Source organism: Haemophilus aegyptius (assembly GCF_900475885.1).
GTDB lineage: Bacteria > Pseudomonadota > Gammaproteobacteria > Enterobacterales > Pasteurellaceae > Haemophilus > Haemophilus influenzae.
Genome location: NZ_LS483429.1, coordinates 353,265 through 374,041, shown reverse-complemented (window position 1 = coordinate 374,041; position 20,777 = coordinate 353,265). Strand labels below are relative to the sequence as shown.

The following is a 20,777-nucleotide window of genomic DNA, read 5'->3' as shown; positions in this document are numbered from 1 at the left end:
GAGTATTCAATGAAAAAACTTCTATTAATTCTAACCGCACTTTCCCTTGCTGTATCACCTGCAGTATTTGCTAAGGCGCACAAAAAATCAAATTCTGAATCAGAACAGCAATTTAGTTGTAATGATGGAAAGCGAGTATGTGGAGATATGGAAAGTTGCGATGATGCAATGTTTCATCTTAAACAATGTGGTATGAAAAAGCTTGATCGCGATCGTGATGGCGTGCCTTGTGAGAGTATTTATGGATAGAGTTTAAAGCGGTCAATCGACTGCTTTATTTTTTCTCTTTTTTCACTTCCACTTCCACTTCATCTTCTTCCACTTTCAGTTCACATTCAATTTGACTGGTAAATCCACCGTCTGAAAGATTGTGTGTCACTTTGGTGATTAGCCAGTTGGTTGCGTCAATTTCTGCTTTAAAGCCTGAAAGCTCAATGGGCGTTTCGGGGATTAAATCGGGTTCGCCAAAGGCAAGATTTAGGCTAAATGTTGCCACGCCTCGTTTGAGTTTATCAAAGGCGGATTTGGCACTAATGATAGCTCTCGCTTCTGAAGGATAAGTAACACGAAGGTTTTTAATTTTATCATTATCACTTTCCACAGGAGCTTTTTGTTCAATAGTGTTATATTTTCTTTTCGTTAATCGTCTGCCCTTTACTGTACCATCTGCTAGCGTTCTACCTTTCGTCATGCGCTGTTTTTTCACAATCTTGGTATTTTTATCTACGATAATTTCTCCACGTTTGCCCGTGTCCGTATCATGCCAATAAGCCCGCACGGCTTTGTAGTTTTCGCTTTCTGCAATGGAGAAATTGTAGTTGTCGCCACTTTTGCGAGTGATTTTACGCAGTGGAATCGGCTTGCCTGTGGCGGTTTTGCCTTGTCCTAGTGGCATAAATAATAGCGTGCCATTTTTAACAGTGCACATTGCCCCGTGTTCTTCTGCTAGGCGGCTTAATAGATTAATGTCGCTTTCGTTGGTTTGGTCGATGTGCGCAATAAAGGTGTTAGCCAGTTTTTTCTCACAGTGGCTTTTGAGTTGATTTTCTTTGGCGATAGTGTCAATGATTTCGCCCAACGTTTTTTTATCAAATGACCGCTCTTTTTGTTCGGAAAATGAGCCTTTTAAATCTGCCGCTCTTGCTCTGATGGTTAATCGGTCTGCTGATCCTGCACCGCCTGAAAATTGCACTTCATCGACGGAATATTGCCCTTTGTCAATCAGTGGCTTGCCTTTCCAGCCTAGCGCAACTTGGATTGTGGCATTGCGTGGCGGTAAGGCGAGTTTGCCGTCATGGTCGGATAATTCTAGGTCGAGCGTGTCCGCTTCTAATCCTCGATTATCTGTTAAAGACAAACTAATTAAACGGCTCGAAATCGCTTGTGTGATGTCTTGCTGTTTTTTGTCTTTCGTGGTGATCTGCACTTTAAAAGCGGGCGTGCGGTGATTGTCGTTAAGATTTAAATCAAACATTAAAGGCTACTCATTAAACTCTCTGCAATGGCGATTAACATGGGGTCATCGGTGCGTTTTAGGCTCATGCTGAAATCAATCGCACGAGGTGCACCATCGCCAAAAAACTCTGTTCGGGTTTCTTGTACGCTTTCGATCACAAAAAAACCGATAATTTCAAAGGTTGCACCGTCAATTAGCGGAAATGCACCGCCACTGTCTGCCATTAATTCCAGGGCTTTAATGGAAAGTCTGCCGCCAGTGATTTCTGGGATTAATCTGCCACTTATCGTGATGGTTTCGCTTTCTTTTCCTGTGAACTGTGCTTTGGGCATTCTACCAACAACAGAATTTGTTGGATGCCGCCAATTTGATGTACGGTCTAAACTTTGAAAAGGTATGGTTTGCCGAGTGAACACAAACATGCCCAATGTGGCAAGTGCCAAGTTTTGGAACATTATTTATCTTCCTTAACTTTGACGGTCATTAACATCAATAAAACATCAATAAAAATAACCCATCCCCACTCGTCAATGTTGTGATACATCAAAAACGTGGCGTACCCTGTGACGGCAATAATTGATAAAAAATAGAAAAAGAAGATTAGAATTGATTTCATATTTTATCCTAAATGAAAGTGCGGTCAAAAAATCTCGTGATTTCTGACCGCACTTGATGAATTAGCGAAAGAGAAATGCAATGCCGAAAATCACAAGCAACCAAAAGGCAATGGAAAGAATAAAGATTCCACGCCATACAATATGCCGTGGCATATTTAATACATAATCAATCAGTTTCTGGTTCATTTCGTTCTCTTGCTTTTTCTCGCCATGTCATTAATTCGGCAAATGTCATTTGCTCAAAGGCTTGTGGTTGCCAATGGAAAATCAGTGCAATGTCCGCCATGGCATCTTCTACTGTGGCGGCAATCATTACTCGGTCGCTTCGGTTTCCACTTCCGAGTTCTTCCCTAAAAAACCGACAGCCGCCGCAGCAAGTTCGGTGAAGTCCGCCACTTCCATGGTGACAAAATCTGATTTATGCAACACAGGAGTGGTGACACGTGCAAGTAACACTTGTAATGCGTCCACATCCATTTGCAACACATCAAACATTTTTAAGCCTTTTAATGCGGGCACAGTCGGTTTATTGACAGTGATTTCCGTGATTTGGTTTTCGCCACGAGTAATAGGGTTGGTTAAGCTAATGATTTTGGTGTTTTCTGTTTTCATTTTATGTTTCCTTTAAATAAAGAATGGGGATTTAATAAAAGCCCCTTTCGGGGCAAGGTGTGTGTGAATTAAATACCGATTGCTGTGCGATGTTCTGCTAGACGATCAACGCCACCGACAATGAAAACGGAATTGATTAAGTCAATTTCCACGAGGTCTTTGCCGTTTTCGATGATTTTGTAGTAGGTTAATGGCACGGTGTAGCTTTGTTCGGTGTCATCGCCCGATTTACTGGTGCCGTTGTCAATCTCACCGAAACGACCGCGCATTACCAGTTCGATTGAAACCACTTCTTCGGTGTCGTCTTGTTGATAGGCGCCCGCAAAACGTAATGCCGTGCCGTCAATTTTTCCGCCAAATTCTTTGATAAGTTCGGTCATATAACCGCCCATCTTGAATTGTGCTTCTAAGCCTTCCACGCCTAAATTCACTTTTACTGGACCAAACATGCCGCCTGCACGGTATTCTTCCAATTTAATCGCTAATTTAGGTTGGGTGATTTCGGTGACTTGACCACGGTAAGAATTACCGTCAGCCAAAAAATTCATTAATTTGAGTTTACGAGGTAATGCCATTTTTTATGCTCCTACTTTTGCAATGTTTGCGGCAAATTCCACAAGGTATTCATCGCTGATGTATTGGTTGAAACCAAGTTGTTCTAACGGTGGAACAGGGCAGTAATCATAAGACACAAGCAATTTTGCATCTTTTAAGGTTGCGGCAGTATTGAGGTTGGCATTGATAAATGCTTTACCGCCGATTAAATAGCCTTGCGCCACATATTCACGCCATTTTGCATTGATCGCTTCTACGATTTCTTTTACAAGATTTACGGAAATGTCTTTATCCATCGCCCAGTCAAAGGATTGTGCAATAGTGTCTTTCAACACTTGTGCCGTGCGAGTGTAGTTTTCGTAGATAAATAATTTGTCAGCCGAACGAGTGCGTAATCCCCAAAACTTAAAGCCATTGTGGTTTACACAACAAGTAATGCCCTTTTCATTGAGATAATTCACGTCGGTTGCACTGTCGTTAATATCAAATGAAAGTGGCTTGGTGACACCTGTCACGCCAGTTAAACCTTTGTTTGAAATTGAGGTGTGCCAGCCGTATTCTTTGTCTTGATATGCACGCATTGCGGCAGCGCGAACAACGGCATAATCCACTTCGGTTTCTTTGGTGTTTGGGTTAAACGATAAGAAATCACCGAAAATCAGCATTAATTCACGTTGTGAGAAATTGCTACCGTATGTCACTGCTTCTTCTTTGGTTTTTGCTGTGCCGCACGATGCATACACAAAGCCATTGAGCTTTTTCGCTACGCTTAACAATTCAGTGGTTACATCTTGGTTGTCATATTTCGGGATACAGAAAATACGAGGTTTAACGCCACAAACTGCAGCAGACACGAGGAACGCTTTTAAGCCAGTGTAATTGCCTTCATTATCGACTGAGCCGATTACATTGGCTTTCATGGTGCTTTCATCTTCGTTTTCTTCCACACGAATGACGACAACTTTACAATTCACAATGTCCGCAATGCCATCTAATGCACGAGATAGCGTGCCTTGTTTACCTGCTTTGGCTTGCATTTCGGCAGTGATGCCAGTTAAAAGAGTGGGTTTGTTGAGTGGGAAAACCGATGCATCTGCATCTGGTGCGGTTGCCACTAAACCGATAACTGCAGTGGATGATGTAGTGAGTGTTCGTAAGGCTTCGGAAATTTCCGTTACCTTGACCCCATGGAGATATTCATCTGTCATAATGTTAGCCCTGTTGTTGAGATAGGGCTATTTTGTAAGGATTTAAAAGCCAGTGGTAGCAACTGGCGTTGTGGTATTTAAACTAACAAAGGGCAGTTAGGTAGAGTTGGACGGATAAAAACGGCAGAATTATCCGCCGTTTTAATTTGAAAAACAGTTAATGTATTTTTGATAACTTATTAAACCGTGCATCGTGCTGTTTGCCTGAAACCTCACTTTCATAAGCTGTCTTGCAGTGATTGCTATCAAAGAAGATACCGTTGGACACGATATAACACCCGCCAACGTTTTTTCGGGTTCTTGTATAAGTTCGCGAATCTTTTTGCATAAAATCGAAATTTATTTTGCATAATAGTTCAATTGTTTATGCAAAATAAACCTCAAATTTAAACCAAACAAAAACGCCCTTTAATGATGATTTAAAGGGCGTTTAAATTTTACAGTTTAGAACTTGTAAACCATATTATCCTCATACTTACCTGAATAGCTTGCTGAGGCATTGACTACAATTCGTTCTGCATTATCAAAGGTTTGCCAATTATGCACTTTATCATCGACCATATACTCAATAAACCGCACAAATTCCGACTTTGTTGAACTGAAGAATATATAAGGCGGTCGCGTAATATTGACCAATCGCAAGAAATCTATCAAATCAAAATAGGTGGCTTGTTTGTAGCTTTCCTGCTTGGTGCAAAGGTAAGGCGGATCTAATACAAACAAGGCTTTCGGATTATCGGTAAACTTCGGCAAAAGTGTGTGAAATGATTCACGGATAACTTCCACGCCATCCAAATACCCCTCTGCACTAGGATAATCGCTTAATCGAACGCAATGCCAAAAATCTTTCTTATACAGTTCGTCTAATGAGCTTACTTGTTGTCCACTAAACAATAGCCAACTCGTCAAGCAGTTTAAATCTTTGTAACCTTTGAATTGGTCGATGATTTTAATGATTTCTGCCTTTAACGACTTTGGTAAACGCTTATTCTTTGGCGTAGCGTTACCAATTTTTGCAAAGATTTGTGTGCGTAAGGCGTTAGTGTCGTTGATATATGCCAATCTTTCGGCATAGCTATCAAAATCATTGTAAATCACGTGTGCTTTGGGTTTAATTACTTTGGCTGCGTGGCTTAATAAGCCCGAACCGCCGAATGTATCAATAATCGTCCAGCCTTCGCCATCGCCTTTTATATTCTCATTTAAAACTGTTTCAAAATGTTTAAGAAACATTCGTTTTTGTCCGATAAACGGCAATGGAGCTTGTTTAAAGGTGTTTTGATTTCCCATAGTTTTTCCTTTCTATAGCGTTCCGATGCTCAAGGCATTCTGACACTCAAATCAAATTAACGTGTAGTATTAACGGTTTTACAACGAGGGCATTTGATTTCTAAATAACCAACTATCCCCACTTTCGCCAATAATTTGTTACAAAATGTGCAACGGATTGCTTTAATTGACTGCATATATTTCTCCTAATCAAAAGATTTGTTACAATCCGCCCGCCTTGCGCAAGGTAGGCGGCGTATGGCTATATGCAGGCTCGTTCTGCGTAGCTGGTAACAACGAGCATTCCCAGTGCCGTTGTTATCGCCGTCTTTTCTTTATTGAATTAAACTTTGTGCAGGGTAAACGCTCCTTTTAACTTTTCTCTTTATTAAATATAGCCGCTAGTTGATTCGGACTAAATCGCCAGCCATTTTCCCCACCACAAATCGCATTAAAACACCATTCGCTGCAGAAAAACTTACTGCGTTTTTGTTTAATCCAGAGAACAATCCCGACAGCACCCCACCAGTCATATTTACAGCCCAAAGTGCGGTCAAAATAGGCTTTGATTTGTGCTTCGGTTACACCGTCGAGCGGAATTAAATCCCATTTGGTATTATCGGACACATCAATTTGTTTGCAACGCACGCCGCCGTCTCGAATTGAAGACGAATAACACTCGTACATCACTTCTGTTTCATAGTGATGCCCACTGACAAATACTTCTTTCATTACTGCAATTTCACAATGCGAATACACGCCTTTTGTCAATTTACGAGTGAGCCAGTCACTCAAACGTGCCAAAAGTGCGCTCGGGTTTTTACCCGTTTTTTTACCTTTGTATAATGCGAGATAGATTTTAGCGCCTATCATTGTTGTGCCTCCGCTAATGTTTGCATTTTACCTATAATATCGTCATGAATACGTTGCAGTTCTTCATCACTCAACGCCTCATGCTTTAACTCATACTTACGCATTCTTTGCACTGCTAATTGTTGTTGCAATGTACGCAAGCTTTCTGCTTGCTGAAGAATCAAAAGTGACGCAGACTGATTATCAAGACCTGCAACCGTTGCAAAACTGCTGATATAAACGCTTACTTCTCCAGCAAAATTTGCTTCTTTAAAGGCAATAGCGGCAGCTTCTCGCTCCTTATACTCTTCGGCAAACCTTGTCCATCTTGCACTAATGTTAGCCGCTGTATCATCAATGCTATCAACTAGATTTTTAATGAGTTCACGCTTAATTTCAGTTTTCTTTTTTTTATCAACAACCCAGCTGTTTCCGTTCCATTTGTGTAATTCTGTTGGTTGTCTATCAACTAGAATGTATTGACTTTTAAAATCAATAAGTTGTTTAGTCTCAAGCTCTGATTCGTTTTCTACTTCCATTTCCACAAAATCATTTAAGTTTTGAGGAATAGGGAAAATTTGATAACTATTCAAATTTTCTTTTAAAAAATAGACTTTCATTTATCACTCCTTCATCGAATATCAATGCGTTTTACAAAACGACCAGCAAGATCTTGAATTTGTATTGTTGTACCGTTTCTATCAACAGTCACATCGAATGTATCGACTGCTACACTATTCACAGTAGCACCATTACGGCTGTATGGATTTACTTTACGAACATCAAGCCAACGAACTCCGCCGCCTTTTTTACCTTCAATTTCTGCACCCACTTCAAAACTGACGATTTCAATATTGTTATTATCATCAAGGCTGTGACTTTCTGATGACTGAAGATATAAAATTAACGTTTTACCGAAGCACTTCTCTGATATAGTAATTTGCCCAGAACCCACGTTACCTTGCCAGACTGTTTTTAATGTGCCAATTTGAGACAAATTCTCTTGTGCCTGCAAAAATTGCTGATTTATATCAGCTTTTGCATTGGTGATTTCTCGCAAAGTTGATTGTTTATTCTCTTCTATTTTTTGTTCAACACTCTCAGATAACGCTTGCATATTTTGCGCAAGTGTACCCGCATCTAAAGCCCCAGCATTTTCAACAACACCGAATGCCTTCACCCAGAATTGCACGTCATCAAATGTGTTTTTTGCTTTGATGCATAATTTGAGAGCAATCGCTCGCGGTCTTGTTTCAGCTCCCCCCGTAGCCATTGGGCTATCTAATAGCGGATGCATAAATCCATTATCACTGAGATTATCATCAGTTGTAGTTGCAGTGCGTAATCGTGAATCTATAACTGTTTTCGTTTTGTCATAAAAAATATTACTATCACTTGAATTAACCCAGTGTGTTCTCACTTTGTGAACGTGCTTTTTAATCTCATCACTTTGCGTTTCACCAACAGATAAATTGTTTGATGCATTTCTAATAAATCGGTCTTCAGCTAATGGCACATTTGAAATAGAACCATATTTACCGACTAAGTAACGATATAACTCAGGGTAATTTTGCTGTGTAACGGTTGTTCTGATTGAATCAAAGGCAATCCAGCCAGTGGGAATGTTATCCACGGCAAAATAAGCCGTCATCCCCACATCGCTACGGGTTAAATCAGGGAGTTTGTTGCTGTTGCCCAAAGTGCGGTATAAATCGGGAAAGGTTTGTTGGTTAAATGTCGAGCCGTTTGCTTTTAAAAAGCCAACTGGATTGGTTACCGCACGAGGGAATGACACCACCGCACCAGTAGGGATGCCATCGGTATTAAGTTTTTTCCAAGCCGACCAACTATCTGTTTGATAACTTGTCTGATGTCGCTCGTACACATCGGTGCTATATGCCACATAAGCTAATTGACGGCACCAAGCACCATCACCTCCAGCAATAACTTGGATGTGGCAACTGGTCGATACGGGCAGATTTTGAGAGCGGCTTGCTTGCGTAATTGCATAAATCCCATCAGTTTTGAGGGTGTTTAAATTGCCAACAAAAGTCTCAATTTTAAAGTTCCCGATACCATAGCCAGCTAAGGTTGTTGCAGGGGATTGTTTGCTATTGGCAAGGTCATAAGCCGTTTTAACCGCCGCACTGGTTGCCACGGTGTCTGCACTATTGCTATTTACTGCAGAGGATTTTTTGCTGTTTGGGATGTAATTTTGCGAGACGTTTAACTGCAATTGTGCAGTTTGTTGAGCGAGTTTTTTACCTGCTTTTGCGGTGAGTGCAAGAGATTCACTTTCAAGCCCTGTGTCGTTGGTGAGTTGGACTATACCTTGTTGCGTGATGCTTGCCTTGGCTATTTCGTGGGAGTGTCCGCTTTCATCAAATCCATTTTGCGTTGTATCAGTAATGGTTTTGGGTGTCATTTGTTGTCGGGTGACAAAAATCACACTGTTATCGATGGATAATGTCACTGCACTAGAGGATTCTACTTTTAAGATCATCCGTAATACTTGGACTTTACCACTTCCGCTACTTTCTGTCGGTTTAAAACTTTCAGGACAGTTTGCGTAGGCAATGAGTTTGTTTTGTGCGTCAAATACGCCCATTTCTCTTATGTAAAAACCGCCGACATTTTCAGGGATGGTTAATTCAACGATGACTTGTTTATTATTACGAGGGTCGAGAGAGACGGCACTGACAGGTGCAATGTGCGTTTGATGTACGAGAGCTGTTGCGTTCGCCGTTGGTGTGACCGCTTTCCCATTGCCATCACCCACAGCAAATTGGGTGAGCTGTAACGGTTGCCCTTGGCTTAATGCCTGAGCGATAGCACGTGTTCCGTAGTCGGTTAAGATTGCAAAATATTGTGATGCCATAAATATTCCTATTGTGGATATACCGTGATGATTTCACCACATTGTTGCCCAATAAAGGTTCTGAGTGTCCCTGTTGGTGAGATTGCGATAGCGAGCTGATTGAGATGTCTTGAGACAGGTTTTACATCGTTAATAAGTCGCACTAGTTCGTTGTAGGTTTGTTCATTCAAGCCACTTTCAGACACTTCTACGGTTAGGCTAAATGTTCCTGGTGTGCCTTGCGGATTCGTTTGAAACCATTCTTTGAGATCAATGAGATAGCCTATTGGCTCAACCACACGTTTTACTGCACCAATCGTGCCTTTGTGTTTGTGCACAAAATAAGACTGTTTAATCGCAATGCGTTTAACTTCTTCTGTCCAGTTTTCATCCCATTTATCCACTGAAAACGCCCAAGCTAAATAAGGGAGTAATTCGGCTGGGCAGCGTTCAGGGTTGATTAAATCTGCAATAATAATAGGATTTTCTACCGCACTTTTTAGAATTTCTGCCGCACGTTTTTCTAATGGAGTTGAGCCTATCGGCAGTAAATGATTAGTAATCATCACTTGTCACGATCTCCAAATTAATTGCCGTGCAGTAGGCTGATTTTGAGCTTGGTAGCACAAGGTCGGCGGTAGGTGAGATAAGCTCTACCCGTTGTACACCTTCCAAGTGTAATGCGGCATAAATACCCGATAGGCTAATATCTCGCCCTAAACGGTGTTTTTCTTCGGTGTAAGCGGTCAATTTTTTTAATGCTGCCGCTTTGATTGGCTCGTATTCTGGGCCACGATAAAGATGTAGTTTGGCGCGGATTTCGTAAGATTGGATCACCGCACTTTGGACAATAACGCGGTCGCCAATAGGGCGGATGTCATCATCATTAAGTTTGGCTCTAACTACATTTAAAAGGTTTTCGTTTGCTTCACCTTGTCCATTATGGCTTAAAATCGTGACGGTGACATTGGCTGGCTGTGGTGATACCACAGACACATCTGCAACATCGGGGTGTGCAGAGAGTGCGTGGAAGATATAAGCAGAGCGAGGACCCGCCACAGAAAGCCCCTCAAAGGCTAATTGCGTGCGCAATCTTAATGAGGTGTCATCTTCTAAAATTTGGGGGATTTTAGGCGTAACATTATTATTCGCCTCTTGAATGACTTGTCTTTTCACATTGTAATTGGCAGCAATTACATCCAAATCTGAACCGCTGGCATAGGCTAACATTGTGGCTTTTGCCGCATTGTTGATGCGGTTTCTTTCCATCAACTGTAAGTAAACCACTTCTTGTAATAATTTCGTGATGGGTTCACTTTCTAAACTTAATCGTGCTTGCCAAAATGCCCTTTCATCTTGTGGGAAAAGCGCGATAAATTCAGCTTTTCTGTCTGCGAGCAAACTTTCAAAATCTAAATTTTCCAGCACTTTTGGTGCATCTAGTTTTGATAAATCGACTAATTCGCTCATTGTTTATGTCCTAAAAATAGTTTTTCGTTGTGCATTTCTTGGTTATCTTTACGACTGCGTGCGACATAACTTGCCACAATGCCACCTTCAACCAATTCGGGTTTAAATTGTGTGATCTGTACTCGAGGTTCCCAACGATTAATCGCAGTGACGGCACAAGCCGCCAGTTGTAATAACAATGTGTGGCTAATGGGGCGGTCTATTAGCATTGGGATTAAACTGCCATATTCACGCCGCTGAATTCGTGAACCAACAGGCGTTAGCAAAATATCGGCAATGGATTGTTTAATATGATCGCTTTCGTTTTTTAATGTTTCGCCAGTGTATCGATTCATGCTATGCCTTTGCGTTAGAGGTTCGTTGGCCATCGCCTTGTTCAAGGTGGACGTGGTTTTGTAAACTAATTGAGCCACCTTTAATATCACCGCTTGCGGTCACACTGCCTTGCGTGCTGATATTGCCTTTTGTGGTGCTTGTGCCTGTGGTCGATAAAGAGCCGTCAATATTCACATTGCCTTTGATATTGATTGTGGGGCAGTCAATATCAATTTGATTAGCGGCAGTAATACTGGCGGTTTTGATACCTGTCACAACCAATGCGCCACTTGATTGGTTGTAAGTGATTTTGGCACCGTCAGCAAATTCAATGACGTGTTCGTCGGGCGATTGGCTTGGGCTATTTTGTGTGTAAAGCCCAACTAATATGCAGGCAGTAGTAAATTCACCGCTAACGGATAACATCACACATTGTTCGCCCACCGTCGGCGGCGACCAAGTTTTAGTTGTACCCGCTCGAAATGTAACGAAGGGTAAAAAATCCGTCAGAATGTCACCGCTCTTTACGCGAGCACGTGCAGTGGCGTGATTCACTTCAGCGATTACCCCAAAGCGGATAATGTTGTCTAGTTTTCGTTGTAATTCAGCAGACATAGGCATTCACAGTTAAAGAAAATGCCTTATTGTTGGCAATATTGTGTGGTGTGGCGAGTGTGGGAGTGTGTGGAATAGTAGGTAACAAAAAAGGGCTTTCGCCCTTTTATTTTTTATTACCTAATTGAATAAAATCATCAATACGTTTACGAATATCTTTCATTCGTTGTTGAATGAATTTTTCTTCTTTTGTCCCGAATAAGGTATCGTGATCAACCATAAAACGAACCGACACTGTGGTTTGCTCTGGATTATCTTCATAATTAAATGTTAGCACCACAAGAGGATCATTTTCTTCATAACTTAATCTAGCGTGATATAAACCAATATAATAAGGCGATGCACCATAGGCTAAACTGCTGTCTTTTGCACGTCCGAATAGACGGTCTTTATTTTCAACATAAACTTCAACAAATTCTTGTTGCTGCCATAATGCGATTAATTCAGCGAGATTAGTCGAATGTTTATCAATATCTTGTTCTGTAAATCCCAATGCAAGACTGATTTGCGTAAAAAGATGATGGATTTCGACAAATTTAATATGTTTGCGTTCTAGCATTTAATTGTGTGGCTCTAAGTTGCGCTTTTAAAATGGTTTGAACATTTGCCTTGATTTCTTTGGCATTGTCACCCTTCACACGTTCGCCTTTTATTGGCGATGTGCGGTCAATTATTTCACGAATAAAAGGTGCATTTTCGTTCATTGATACCCTCCTATTTTTCGCAGATCCTAGCACTTCTGTTTACAATAAACAACAAAAAAGGGCTTGCGCCCTTTGATTATGCTCTGTCCCACATTGAACTCCGCGCTCTGGCTTGGCGTTGGTTTTCAATGCGTTGTATTTCTTTTGCCACTTGTTGTGCAATGGCTCGTTCGTCCATGCCTTGTGCGGCATTGATGGTGATATTTACGCTCATTGGTTGGCTGGTTTGCGTCACCACTGGACGAGCAGAAATTGGTGCACGAGTATCCACTTGCACAGGGGCGGCAGTTGCAACGCTGATCCCCAATCCACCTGCAATAAGTGCTCGTTTGCCATAATTAAGTGCATTGAGTGTATTTATGCCAAGGCGTGATGTGGCTTCTTTAGTCATCACGTATTCGCCACCGTGGACAATGCCCATGGGTTGATATTTGCCGCCATTGCCAGTGTAGCCGCCTGACCAATTTTGACTCGGTAATTTTTTGCCATTTGAACCAAAGCCAGTGAAATCCTTAAATGATTCCCAAGCACTTCCTGCCGTTTCTTTTGTTGATTGCCAAGCGTTGTTCGAAGTGTTTTTTGTTCTTTCCCATGCACTAGATACACTATTTTTAATGCCCTCCCAACTTGGCATATTTTCAGAAATCCACTTGATACCATCCATTAATCGTGTTAATGGTGTCAGAATAAACTCAATCGCTTTCGCCATTCCATTTCCGAATCTTTCCCCTGCACTGACTGCAGCATCTAAATCTTCTTTGGTACTTTGTACTGGAGACAATAAATAGGTAAACCATTTCACCGCTTTTTCAATCCAACCGACGACAACACCAAATGCGGTGCCTAGCGGTTGGAATTTTTCAAGGACAGGGGCGAGACCTGATTTTAATCCCTCCCAAAAACCGCCAAAAAAGGCTTTAATAGGTTGCCAGTATTTATAGATTAAGAGTGCCGCACCAATAAAAGCTGCGCCACCAAGTGACAGAATATAAGGCAGAAGTTTTAGAGGGGAAAGTAGCCATCTTGAGATTGCACCGCTGACATCTATAACTTTCCCCATAAATTTAGGTAAAATAACATCCAATTTTGACAACCCAAGAACAAGCCTTGCGATTGGGTAGAACACAAAACTTGTTAAAAGACTCAATGCGCCGAGTGCCGTGACTGCACCTGCTATTGCCGCGCTCCATTTAACGATTTTTGCGGTCAATTCTGGATTTGCTTTTATCCATTCATTGACTTTTCGCACCATTTCAGTGATTGATTGAACACTGGCGCGCATATCGTCAGAAATAGTGTCATAAATAGCAATGCCGACAGCCTCACGGGCTGATTCAAGGTTTTTAATGTCACCGAGTAAGTTATCTGCCATTGTTTGCGCAACTTGTTCGGCTCGACCCGCAGAATTTTTTAATTTATCTGTAAATTCCTGAATACCATTTACGCCCGCTTGTTTGACTAATTCAACCATTGCCGTTGCGGCTTCAGTGCCAAAAATGGCTTTGTAATATGCCATTCTGTCACCGGTTCCCATTTTGGCGGTTTTACGCTCCACATCCATCAAAATATTAGTTAAAGCGCGCATATTTCCACGACTATCTTTGGCGGACACACCTAGGCTTTTCAATGCTTTTGCGGCTTGTTTAGGTGGTGCGGCAAGTCTTAACATGGCAGAACGCAATGATGTACCAGCTTGTGTGCCTTTTATCCCCACGTTACCCAATAAGCCGACCATTGCCGACATGGTTTCAAAGTCTTGGCCTGTTGCCGTGGCAATCGGTCCAAGATATTTCATTGTGTCGCCCAAGCCTTCAAGGGTAGTGTTTGAGCCAGAAAATGTGGCTGTGAGTACATCCGCAACCCGACTCATTTCGTCAGCGGAAATTTTAAAACCTGAGGAAATATCTGACGAAATATCAGACACTTGCCCCATTTCGATGCCTGCGGCTTTCGTCATAGATAAAATAGCTGGCATTGATTTTTCGATTTGGTCAGCATTAAAACCCGCCATGGCTAGATAGCCTTGACCTTGTGCGACTTCCCCCGATGTAAATGATGTTGTCGCACCAAGATGAATCCCTTGATTGCGTAAACGTTCAAGCACGGCGGCTTGTTCTGGGTTTGCTTTACTCAATCCTGTTAATGCTTGCACGCGCGAAAAGTCTTGTTCAAAGTCAAGTGCAGGTTTAAGCATGACACCTGACAGCGCATTTGTCACTGTTCCTGCTATCATTGAGCACTGTCCGAATGTTCGCAACTGGTCGCTTTTATTTTTTAAATTATCCACGCTTTCTCGGTAAGATTTATATTTTGCTTGTCGCTGATGCAACTTTGCCATTGCTGCATTTTGTTTTTCGATTGCCGTCGTTGATTGTTTAATTTTTTGCTTTAGTTTTTCTTGGCTTTCCTTGAATTTTGACGTGTCAAATCCGCCTTGTCTTAGTGATTGGCGCAATTCGTTCAGTTTTTTCCGCTGATGTTCTTGTGCTTGTGCTAATCGGTGTGCTGATTTATGCGCGGATTCGACTTGTCTTTTTAATGCTGCTGTCGGTGCGGCAGTATTTTTTAATTGTTCGGCTAATTTCTTCGCTTTTTCTCGCGCTTCTACAAGTTTTTGATTGTTTTGTTGTAGAGCGTTTTCTAATCGTTTAAATGAATTAGCGGTTTTTTCTTGCTGTTGTAATTTATTCAGCTCGGTTGTTGTGTTTTTTACTTTTTTCTGCAAAGAATCAAGCTGTTTTTGTACGCTTTTTAATGGCGTGGTGAGCCTATCTACTGCATCTAAAACAAATTTCAACTCTAAACTTTTCATATTTTCTCACTTTTTCTTGACTTTTCAGAAAGAAAGATTAAATAATGCACTAAAACAAAGGGGGGCTATATGATCACAATTCTTTTTCTGCTCATCTTCGCTTTTGGTGTGCTTGGGCTCGCTGTCGGTTTCGGTTTGATTGCATTGCCTTGGTTAGTTTCTGGCATTATTGCCGCGCCTGTTCTGTTTCTTTATATGTTGATGATGGGGTCGGTGCTTTGGCTTGCTGAAATCAACTTTTTCCTTGGTGTTGCAGCACTTGCAGTGTATTGCTATTGGATTCACATTATTCGCAAGCACATCAAATTAAAATCACAATCTAAAGACTTAATTGCTCAATAATTAAATTTTCAATCAAATCCACGTCACTTTCCGAAAAACCCAGCAATTCACGCTGGGCATATTGCACTTTGAAATCTTTATTTTTAGATGGGCTAGTGCTTAAACCGTATTGATGCACTGCAGCAATGGCGGCACTTGAGCCATTAAACCCCACTGAAACTTCGTTACCATTTGACCGCACTTTTAAATGACGGGCGGTGCGGAGTTTGGCGAACATGGCTTTGCGTTTGATTCGTCCTTTCTTTTTGCCAAATTCTTTACGTGGTTTTCTCGGTTCAAAGGCTGAACCGTCGGGATTTTGTTGGCGTGCAATTCGGTTCGATTGGCTTTTTCGTAAGGCTTGCCCGATTTTTCGCCCAAGCTGTCTGCGAGCCTGTGGAGAAAGATTGGCAATAAGTGCGGTCAATTTTGCCTGAACTTCTTCTACTGTTGCCATTAGACGATATCCCCCTCAAAAATTGGCGAATCCCTGTTTTCCAAATAGACTTTTACTCGGTTAGGTTCATCCCATACGGGTTCTTTTGCGTAATGGATCTGCACGTTATTCCCGTCTTTTTTCGACACGACACGTTCAGTGAGTTGGATTTCGAAACTAATATCTGCGGTGTTGTTATTGTTGTAATCCACTTGGAATTTAAACGCATTCTCTCGAATTTGTGGATTTTCTAATATTTCAGGTTGATTTGTGCGGAGATAAGCCATCATTGGCACAATCAAGGTGGCAATATCGCCTGCATAATCAGTCACCACGACATTGAGTGTGTAACGATATTCAAAACTAAATGATGCGGCACCCGTTGCGACGATTTGCCCACCGTCCACATAAAGTTGTAGATGGTCGGGATTTTTTACAAAATCGGGATGGCTTTGCTCAAGGATTTTGCGCAGTTGGTTTGGTTTTTTCATTTTCTAAAATTCCGTTGTTGCATTTCAAATCTTTGTTGGCAAGTCACGCAACGTGTTACGCCTTGAATCATTTGTCTGCGCTTTTCGGGGATAGGGGCATCACAATCTTCACAATAAAGGCGACTTACTGCTTTAAAAGTGCGGTGTTTTTTGAGGGCGATTTCACGTTGCATTTCTTCAAGCTGTTGTGCTTGGTCGAATTGATCTGTCATGGCTGTTCCTTTTTATTAAATTCATCCATGCATTTTTTTAAACTTGAGTTCTCGATAATGCACAAATCAAGGTGGTGTTGTGTCTGTAAATAGGCTTCGGCTAATTCGCCATTGGTGCGAATTTGTGGCGAATACGCACTGCACTCTGTGGTTTGTGGACAAAGAATTGGCGATTTAATGACTTCCTGCTGAGTTGAGCACGCGTTTAACATCATCAGGCAAAGGGCGGTCAGCCCAATCTTGGTTTGATTTAAGTACATTTTTTAAATCCTGTGTTTGTTGATTTTGGTTTGCTTTGAGGTTGTTTACGGCTTGAATAAGCTGTGCTTGCTGTTCGGCAAAATTTTGAACGCTATGATTTAACTCAATGTAAGCGTTTTGCCATTTCAGTTTTAGCTGTTCTTCTTTTATCATTTCTTTTCGCCAATAATTAGCCTTAAATCCCAGAAAAACAATGAGGAGTACAAGCAGTATTGGCCCGATAAGTAAAATGCCTCGTTCTTTGGCGGTTAAGAAATTAAACATAGGTTTTTCTCCTTTTGACGGCGTTCAATTAATCCTTTTAGCGGTTTTCCTGCTGCATAAATCCAACGTTCGAATTGACCGCACATGGCTTTGCTGTAGCCTTGGCGTGCCATTTTAAAAAGTGAGCTATTTTTTAATTTGCCGCATCCTACGTTAAAGGTGATGGAAACTAAGGCATCAAATGCACCTTGTGGCATGGTTTGACCGTTGGCATATTGATTAACGCATTTTTCTGATTGTTTAATGCCTTTTACGTATAATTCGGCAATTTCTTGCAAGGTGTAAATTTTATTGCGGTCAATTTTTTCAACGGCATCGGTTATGCCTATGCCGACTGTTAAAACATCGGCAGGGCATTGATAGGGCTTTTTCATACAACCTTCTGCATTGCCAATCAGTAACAAGCCTTTTTCGGATGTTCGAATTTCATTTCCATGAGTGGCAATCACAAGTCCAACAACAGCGGATATGGCACAGAGGTATTTGGCGGAACGTTTAATCATGATGATGGATCCGTTGTTTGAGTTCTTTTTCTTTTAATTCAAAATCTTTTTTCTTGTAATACCAATTTACAAGAAAGGTGGCGACACCAATCACAATACCTGTAATCGATGCGACATCAGCCCAATTTACATTTGCGAACATATCGGCAATGCGTCCAATTAAGAAGGCGAATATTCCTGATGTGTAAGATGCTTTTGATGGTGCGTCGTGCATATCAGCTCCAAAGTTGAATTGTGTCATTTGCTACACTGATTTTTTCTGTATCGGCATCTGGCAATATGACTGGGGTACCAATGGGAATAATGGGCTTATCCATTAAATGCGGATTGAGTTCGCATGTTATTTCGAGCAAGCCTTCACTACGCCCAAAATGTCGATAAAGAATGGCATCTAAATTGTCATTTTGTTGTGCGTAAACTTGCATTAGATTAACTCCGCATCGACGCGTTTTCGGCCCAATATGTCGCTAATCGCAAAGCGAGCATCACGACGTAATTCATCAATGCTGTCTTTGAGTTGCGCCATTTTCTTTTCGCCATCGTTAGTGCTGTCATAGCTTGCATAGCGTTCATAAAGGTTTGCCAGTGCCAAGCAACTTACCGCACGTTTATAACGATAAATCAGCACGCTTTCGCCATTGATTGATGGGGCGGTGATTTGTTCTAAACTGCCGCGTTTGCTTTGCGTTTTAAACGTGGAGAGTTCGGCATTGACACTTGCCATGCCCTCAATCAAGGCATCTTGTAAACGTTGTGTGGTAATGGTGCCGTCTGCACGGTATTGATTACGAAATTGGGAAAGTGACATATCGGGGAAGAAACCGTCATTACTGATAATGTCATCTGACGTATCGTAATCATTTAACTGTTGCTGCACTTCGCCCATTTCATAATCGGGGGCTAGTTTGACTGATATTGCACCGTCGCTCATTGATTTACCCTTATAAAAAAAGTCGGGTGAGGATTAAATTAAGCACGGCTAATAAATCCGTCAGAATTTGACCGCACTTTTAATCCGCCCGACGGCTGCGTGGTTTGCTCGGTTTATATTCTTTCTTGCTTGTGCAAGAAAGAACCAAAGAACACACCCGATTAAATCGCTTTTCTGCCCTTTGTTGTCATTTTCTTAACGGAAAATTTTTAACTCGCTACGCTCAAACAAGAAAAATTTTCCTAAAAATGCCAAGTTGGTCAGGCGATTTAGACGGGGCATTAAAACAACATCAACATTCAGTCGCTGATAATTGTTTTTTTAGTTTCTTGATGTCGCCTTTCACGCCAATTTTCTGATCTAAACCCAAAGCACGTTCTAAATATGCCAGTGCTTGTTCAGGGTGCTTATCAACCAATAACAAACCCAATTCACGCAATAATCGCGCACGGCTTTCATCTGGCATATCGCAATCAGCGGTGATGCGTTGAACTTGCTCTAAGTAAGCCACTTCGAACGGTTTATTGTCAGCTTGTGCGGCTTTGGCTTGGTCGGCAAATTCTTCTGCCAACAAGGTGCCAAGTGTTCGAGTGAATGGCTCGGGCAAGCGTAAATCATGAAATACGGCATAATCGGCAATTTGTAAGGCGAGATGATATTCGCCACAGTCAATCGCCCACACGCACCATGTCATCAAGACATTATCTTGTTTACCACTTCCGACCGATAACGCCCCTTCAATCCATGGTAGATAGTCAGGCAAAATTTGCTTTTTAAATGCGCCTTTGCGTTCCGTTGATTGGATGTTTTTCAAATCCTTTCGATGTCTCGCAAGAATACGGCACATTTTTTCATATTCTGTAAAGTCGCTTAGATCTTCGGTTTCTGCCGCATTAGCGATAGCGGCAGAAACTTCTAGAAAGTGGCGTTTAGTTGGGCGCATAATTGATTCCGCTATGCTGCCACTGGCGGAATAGGCGCAGGTGCTTCAAGAATGGTGATATTTTTCGCCATGGCGACTGCCTCGTAGTTTTCCACAACATAGGCTTCGTTTGACGATAAATAATCTTCCACACGATTGCGTTCAGGCACATCTTTTAAGTGACGACGCACTTTTCCTTCCTGCACGTAGATTGACAAGTTATCAAGCGATGTGACTAACACTGTGCCTTTCGGGAAGAATGGAACAGATACGGCTTGTAACCCGCCCACACGTTTTTGGCTAATGACGGTATCCCCTGCCAAAATTTCGCTTGGTTTTTCTTGGTTGATTAATGGGAAATATTTATCGGCTAATAAGTCGCTACCCATAATTGCAACCAGTTTTGTATCGTCACGGTATTGTGCTGGAATGAAATCTTCTTTTAATGCAAAGACAAGGGCATCAAGATTTTTATAGGTTTTACCTGCGCCGATTTCGATTTTGCCACTACTTTTTTCAATTTCTTTTAACACACGGGCTTTGGCTTTATCTTCGATTTGGACTAACCAACCCTTATTCACATCTTGCAATAATGGATGTTCAGTGCGGTTTGTGGTTGCGGCTGCGCTTGTGCCATTCCAACCGATCATGATACGGTCTAATGCAATGCGTTCTGCTTTGAGTTTGCCCACACGTGCGGAAAAATCAGGGAATTTCGCCCAACTATCTAAGGTTGGATAATTTAAATGTGTGTCAAAGTTGGTTTGTTCGCAAGAATAGGTGTTTTCTTGCAAGCTGTGAATGTCTGTGGTTTCACGTGCTTTTGTGTTGGTGTCGGTGCGACTTGCCACTGGTGAAAGCACACCTAAACGCAATGCAGAACCTTTCATTTCTTGCACCATCACGACATTGATGCGTTTTAAGAAATCAGAACTTTCAAGCACGGCATTTTCTAATTTTTGTTGGATAGTTGGCTCAACGGTAAACTGACCGCCATTCGCAACGAATGCCACATCTTCACCGTTATCTTGTGCAACACCAGCAAGGTAAGCATTAAATTTTTGTTTGGTAAATTTATTCATTTGGTTTTTTCC

32 protein-coding genes are annotated in these 20,777 nt (G+C 41.7%); 2 read left to right on the top strand and 30 right to left on the bottom strand.

Annotated features, from left to right (window positions below; translation table 11 throughout):
- Positions 1–9 precede the first annotated feature (9 nt).
- Positions 10–249, top strand: coding sequence for an excalibur calcium-binding domain-containing protein (locus DQN49_RS01980; protein WP_032826252.1), 240 nt, complete (start codon positions 10–12; stop codon positions 247–249).
- Between the two features lie 25 nt (positions 250–274).
- Here DQN49_RS01980 and DQN49_RS01975 read toward each other — a convergent pair whose 3' ends face one another.
- The 19 genes from DQN49_RS01975 to DQN49_RS01890 all read right to left on the bottom strand — a co-directional run bounded on the left by DQN49_RS01975 (position 275) and on the right by DQN49_RS01890 (position 15,342).
- Positions 275–1,474 carry a phage late control D family protein gene (locus DQN49_RS01975; protein WP_006995335.1) on the bottom strand — a complete coding sequence of 400 codons (1,200 nt, stop codon included), beginning with the start codon at positions 1,472–1,474 and terminating at the stop codon, positions 275–277.
- Entirely contained in the window at positions 1,474–1,911 is a 438-nt protein-coding gene (locus DQN49_RS01970) for a phage tail protein (protein ID WP_006995336.1), read from the bottom strand. The genes DQN49_RS01975 and DQN49_RS01970 overlap by 1 nt, the downstream gene beginning before the upstream one ends.
- Positions 1,911–2,072: a hypothetical protein gene (locus DQN49_RS10175; protein ID WP_006995337.1), complete on the bottom strand. Its 162-nt coding sequence runs from the start codon at positions 2,070–2,072 to the stop codon at positions 1,911–1,913. The genes DQN49_RS01970 and DQN49_RS10175 overlap by 1 nt, the downstream gene beginning before the upstream one ends.
- A 167-nt stretch (positions 2,073–2,239) precedes the next feature.
- Positions 2,240–2,386, bottom strand: coding sequence for a GpE family phage tail protein (locus DQN49_RS01965; RefSeq protein ID WP_006995339.1), 147 nt, complete (start codon positions 2,384–2,386; stop codon positions 2,240–2,242).
- A complete protein-coding gene (locus tag DQN49_RS01960; protein WP_005655095.1) occupies positions 2,386–2,685 on the bottom strand; it encodes a phage tail assembly protein in 300 nt (99 codons plus the stop codon). The genes DQN49_RS01965 and DQN49_RS01960 overlap by 1 nt, the downstream gene beginning before the upstream one ends.
- 68 nt (positions 2,686–2,753) lie before the next feature.
- Positions 2,754–3,260 (bottom strand): phage major tail tube protein, encoded by a 507-nt coding sequence (locus DQN49_RS01955; protein ID WP_006995340.1) that lies wholly within the window; start codon positions 3,258–3,260, stop codon positions 2,754–2,756.
- Between the two features lie 3 nt (positions 3,261–3,263).
- Positions 3,264–4,448 (bottom strand): phage tail sheath subtilisin-like domain-containing protein, encoded by a 1,185-nt coding sequence (locus DQN49_RS01950; protein WP_006995341.1) that lies wholly within the window; start codon positions 4,446–4,448, stop codon positions 3,264–3,266.
- Positions 4,449–4,892: 444 nt separating this feature from the next.
- Positions 4,893–5,738 (bottom strand): hypothetical protein, encoded by an 846-nt coding sequence (locus tag DQN49_RS01940; RefSeq protein ID WP_006995342.1) that lies wholly within the window; start codon positions 5,736–5,738, stop codon positions 4,893–4,895.
- Between the two features lie 56 nt (positions 5,739–5,794).
- Positions 5,795–5,914: a Com family DNA-binding transcriptional regulator gene (locus DQN49_RS01935; protein WP_005641687.1), complete on the bottom strand. Its 120-nt coding sequence runs from the start codon at positions 5,912–5,914 to the stop codon at positions 5,795–5,797.
- 175 nt (positions 5,915–6,089) lie between these two features.
- On the bottom strand, positions 6,090–6,590 hold the full coding sequence (locus DQN49_RS01930; protein WP_065246943.1) for an enoyl-CoA hydratase: 501 nt from the start codon (positions 6,588–6,590) through the stop codon (positions 6,090–6,092).
- Positions 6,587–7,189 (bottom strand): hypothetical protein, encoded by a 603-nt coding sequence (locus DQN49_RS01925; RefSeq protein ID WP_005661624.1) that lies wholly within the window; start codon positions 7,187–7,189, stop codon positions 6,587–6,589. Before DQN49_RS01925 ends, DQN49_RS01930 begins: the two co-directional genes overlap by 4 nt.
- An 11-nt stretch (positions 7,190–7,200) precedes the next feature.
- Complete coding sequence (locus DQN49_RS01920) at positions 7,201–9,447, bottom strand: phage tail-collar fiber domain-containing protein (protein WP_006995345.1); 2,247 nt, start codon at positions 9,445–9,447, stop codon at positions 7,201–7,203.
- A gap of 8 nt (positions 9,448–9,455) precedes the next feature.
- Complete coding sequence (locus DQN49_RS01915; RefSeq protein ID WP_006995346.1) at positions 9,456–9,992, bottom strand: phage tail protein I; 537 nt, start codon at positions 9,990–9,992, stop codon at positions 9,456–9,458.
- Positions 9,982–10,896 (bottom strand): baseplate assembly protein, encoded by a 915-nt coding sequence (locus DQN49_RS01910; RefSeq protein ID WP_006995347.1) that lies wholly within the window; start codon positions 10,894–10,896, stop codon positions 9,982–9,984. Before DQN49_RS01910 ends, DQN49_RS01915 begins: the two co-directional genes overlap by 11 nt.
- Positions 10,893–11,231 (bottom strand): GPW/gp25 family protein, encoded by a 339-nt coding sequence (locus DQN49_RS01905; RefSeq protein ID WP_005633786.1) that lies wholly within the window; start codon positions 11,229–11,231, stop codon positions 10,893–10,895. The genes DQN49_RS01910 and DQN49_RS01905 overlap by 4 nt, the downstream gene beginning before the upstream one ends.
- Position 11,232: 1 nt before the next feature.
- Positions 11,233–11,832 carry a phage baseplate assembly protein V gene (locus DQN49_RS01900; protein ID WP_005668437.1) on the bottom strand — a complete coding sequence of 200 codons (600 nt, stop codon included), beginning with the start codon at positions 11,830–11,832 and terminating at the stop codon, positions 11,233–11,235.
- 100 nt (positions 11,833–11,932) lie between these two features.
- Positions 11,933–12,385 (bottom strand): hypothetical protein, encoded by a 453-nt coding sequence (locus DQN49_RS01895; RefSeq protein ID WP_006995348.1) that lies wholly within the window; start codon positions 12,383–12,385, stop codon positions 11,933–11,935.
- A complete protein-coding gene (locus tag DQN49_RS10170; protein WP_006995349.1) occupies positions 12,363–12,530 on the bottom strand; it encodes a hypothetical protein in 168 nt (55 codons plus the stop codon). Before DQN49_RS10170 ends, DQN49_RS01895 begins: the two co-directional genes overlap by 23 nt.
- 76 nt (positions 12,531–12,606) lie before the next feature.
- Positions 12,607–15,342 carry a phage tail tape measure protein gene (locus DQN49_RS01890; protein ID WP_006995350.1) on the bottom strand — a complete coding sequence of 912 codons (2,736 nt, stop codon included), beginning with the start codon at positions 15,340–15,342 and terminating at the stop codon, positions 12,607–12,609.
- Between the two features lie 69 nt (positions 15,343–15,411).
- On the opposite strand from DQN49_RS01890, the gene DQN49_RS01885 reads away from it, so the two are divergent.
- On the top strand, positions 15,412–15,684 hold the full coding sequence (locus tag DQN49_RS01885; protein WP_006995351.1) for a hypothetical protein: 273 nt from the start codon (positions 15,412–15,414) through the stop codon (positions 15,682–15,684).
- On the opposite strand, the gene DQN49_RS01880 is transcribed toward DQN49_RS01885, so the two are convergent.
- The 11 genes from DQN49_RS01880 to DQN49_RS01830 form a co-directional block, all read right to left on the bottom strand.
- Positions 15,662–16,120 (bottom strand): phage virion morphogenesis protein, encoded by a 459-nt coding sequence (locus DQN49_RS01880; RefSeq protein ID WP_006995352.1) that lies wholly within the window; start codon positions 16,118–16,120, stop codon positions 15,662–15,664. The two genes, DQN49_RS01885 and DQN49_RS01880, sit on opposite strands and share 23 nt — an antisense overlap.
- The gene (locus tag DQN49_RS01875) at positions 16,120–16,590 is read right to left on the bottom strand and encodes a phage tail protein (protein WP_006995353.1); all 471 of its coding nucleotides are present in this window, start codon (positions 16,588–16,590) and stop codon (positions 16,120–16,122) included. The genes DQN49_RS01880 and DQN49_RS01875 overlap by 1 nt, the downstream gene beginning before the upstream one ends.
- Positions 16,587–16,802, bottom strand: coding sequence for a TraR/DksA family transcriptional regulator (locus DQN49_RS01870; RefSeq protein ID WP_006995354.1), 216 nt, complete (start codon positions 16,800–16,802; stop codon positions 16,587–16,589). Before DQN49_RS01870 ends, DQN49_RS01875 begins: the two co-directional genes overlap by 4 nt.
- Positions 16,799–17,062 carry an Rz1-like lysis system protein LysC gene (lysC, locus tag DQN49_RS10345; RefSeq protein WP_005672206.1) on the bottom strand — a complete coding sequence of 88 codons (264 nt, stop codon included), beginning with the start codon at positions 17,060–17,062 and terminating at the stop codon, positions 16,799–16,801. The genes DQN49_RS01870 and lysC overlap by 4 nt, the downstream gene beginning before the upstream one ends.
- Positions 16,977–17,327 (bottom strand): hypothetical protein, encoded by a 351-nt coding sequence (locus tag DQN49_RS01860; RefSeq protein WP_006995356.1) that lies wholly within the window; start codon positions 17,325–17,327, stop codon positions 16,977–16,979. Before DQN49_RS01860 ends, lysC begins: the two co-directional genes overlap by 86 nt.
- The gene (locus tag DQN49_RS01855; protein ID WP_005653059.1) at positions 17,312–17,830 is read right to left on the bottom strand and encodes a lysozyme; all 519 of its coding nucleotides are present in this window, start codon (positions 17,828–17,830) and stop codon (positions 17,312–17,314) included. The genes DQN49_RS01860 and DQN49_RS01855 overlap by 16 nt, the downstream gene beginning before the upstream one ends.
- The gene (locus DQN49_RS01850; RefSeq protein WP_006995357.1) at positions 17,823–18,044 is read right to left on the bottom strand and encodes a phage holin; all 222 of its coding nucleotides are present in this window, start codon (positions 18,042–18,044) and stop codon (positions 17,823–17,825) included. Before DQN49_RS01850 ends, DQN49_RS01855 begins: the two co-directional genes overlap by 8 nt.
- 1 nt (position 18,045) lies before the next feature.
- The gene (locus tag DQN49_RS01845) at positions 18,046–18,255 is read right to left on the bottom strand and encodes a tail protein X (RefSeq protein ID WP_005668467.1); all 210 of its coding nucleotides are present in this window, start codon (positions 18,253–18,255) and stop codon (positions 18,046–18,048) included.
- Complete coding sequence (locus DQN49_RS01840) at positions 18,255–18,761, bottom strand: head completion/stabilization protein (protein WP_006995358.1); 507 nt, start codon at positions 18,759–18,761, stop codon at positions 18,255–18,257. The genes DQN49_RS01845 and DQN49_RS01840 overlap by 1 nt, the downstream gene beginning before the upstream one ends.
- A gap of 292 nt (positions 18,762–19,053) precedes the next feature.
- Complete coding sequence (locus tag DQN49_RS01835; RefSeq protein ID WP_006995360.1) at positions 19,054–19,704, bottom strand: phage terminase small subunit; 651 nt, start codon at positions 19,702–19,704, stop codon at positions 19,054–19,056.
- Between the two features lie 11 nt (positions 19,705–19,715).
- Complete coding sequence (locus tag DQN49_RS01830) at positions 19,716–20,765, bottom strand: phage major capsid protein, P2 family (protein WP_006995361.1); 1,050 nt, start codon at positions 20,763–20,765, stop codon at positions 19,716–19,718.
- Between the last annotated feature and the right edge of the window lie 12 nt (positions 20,766–20,777).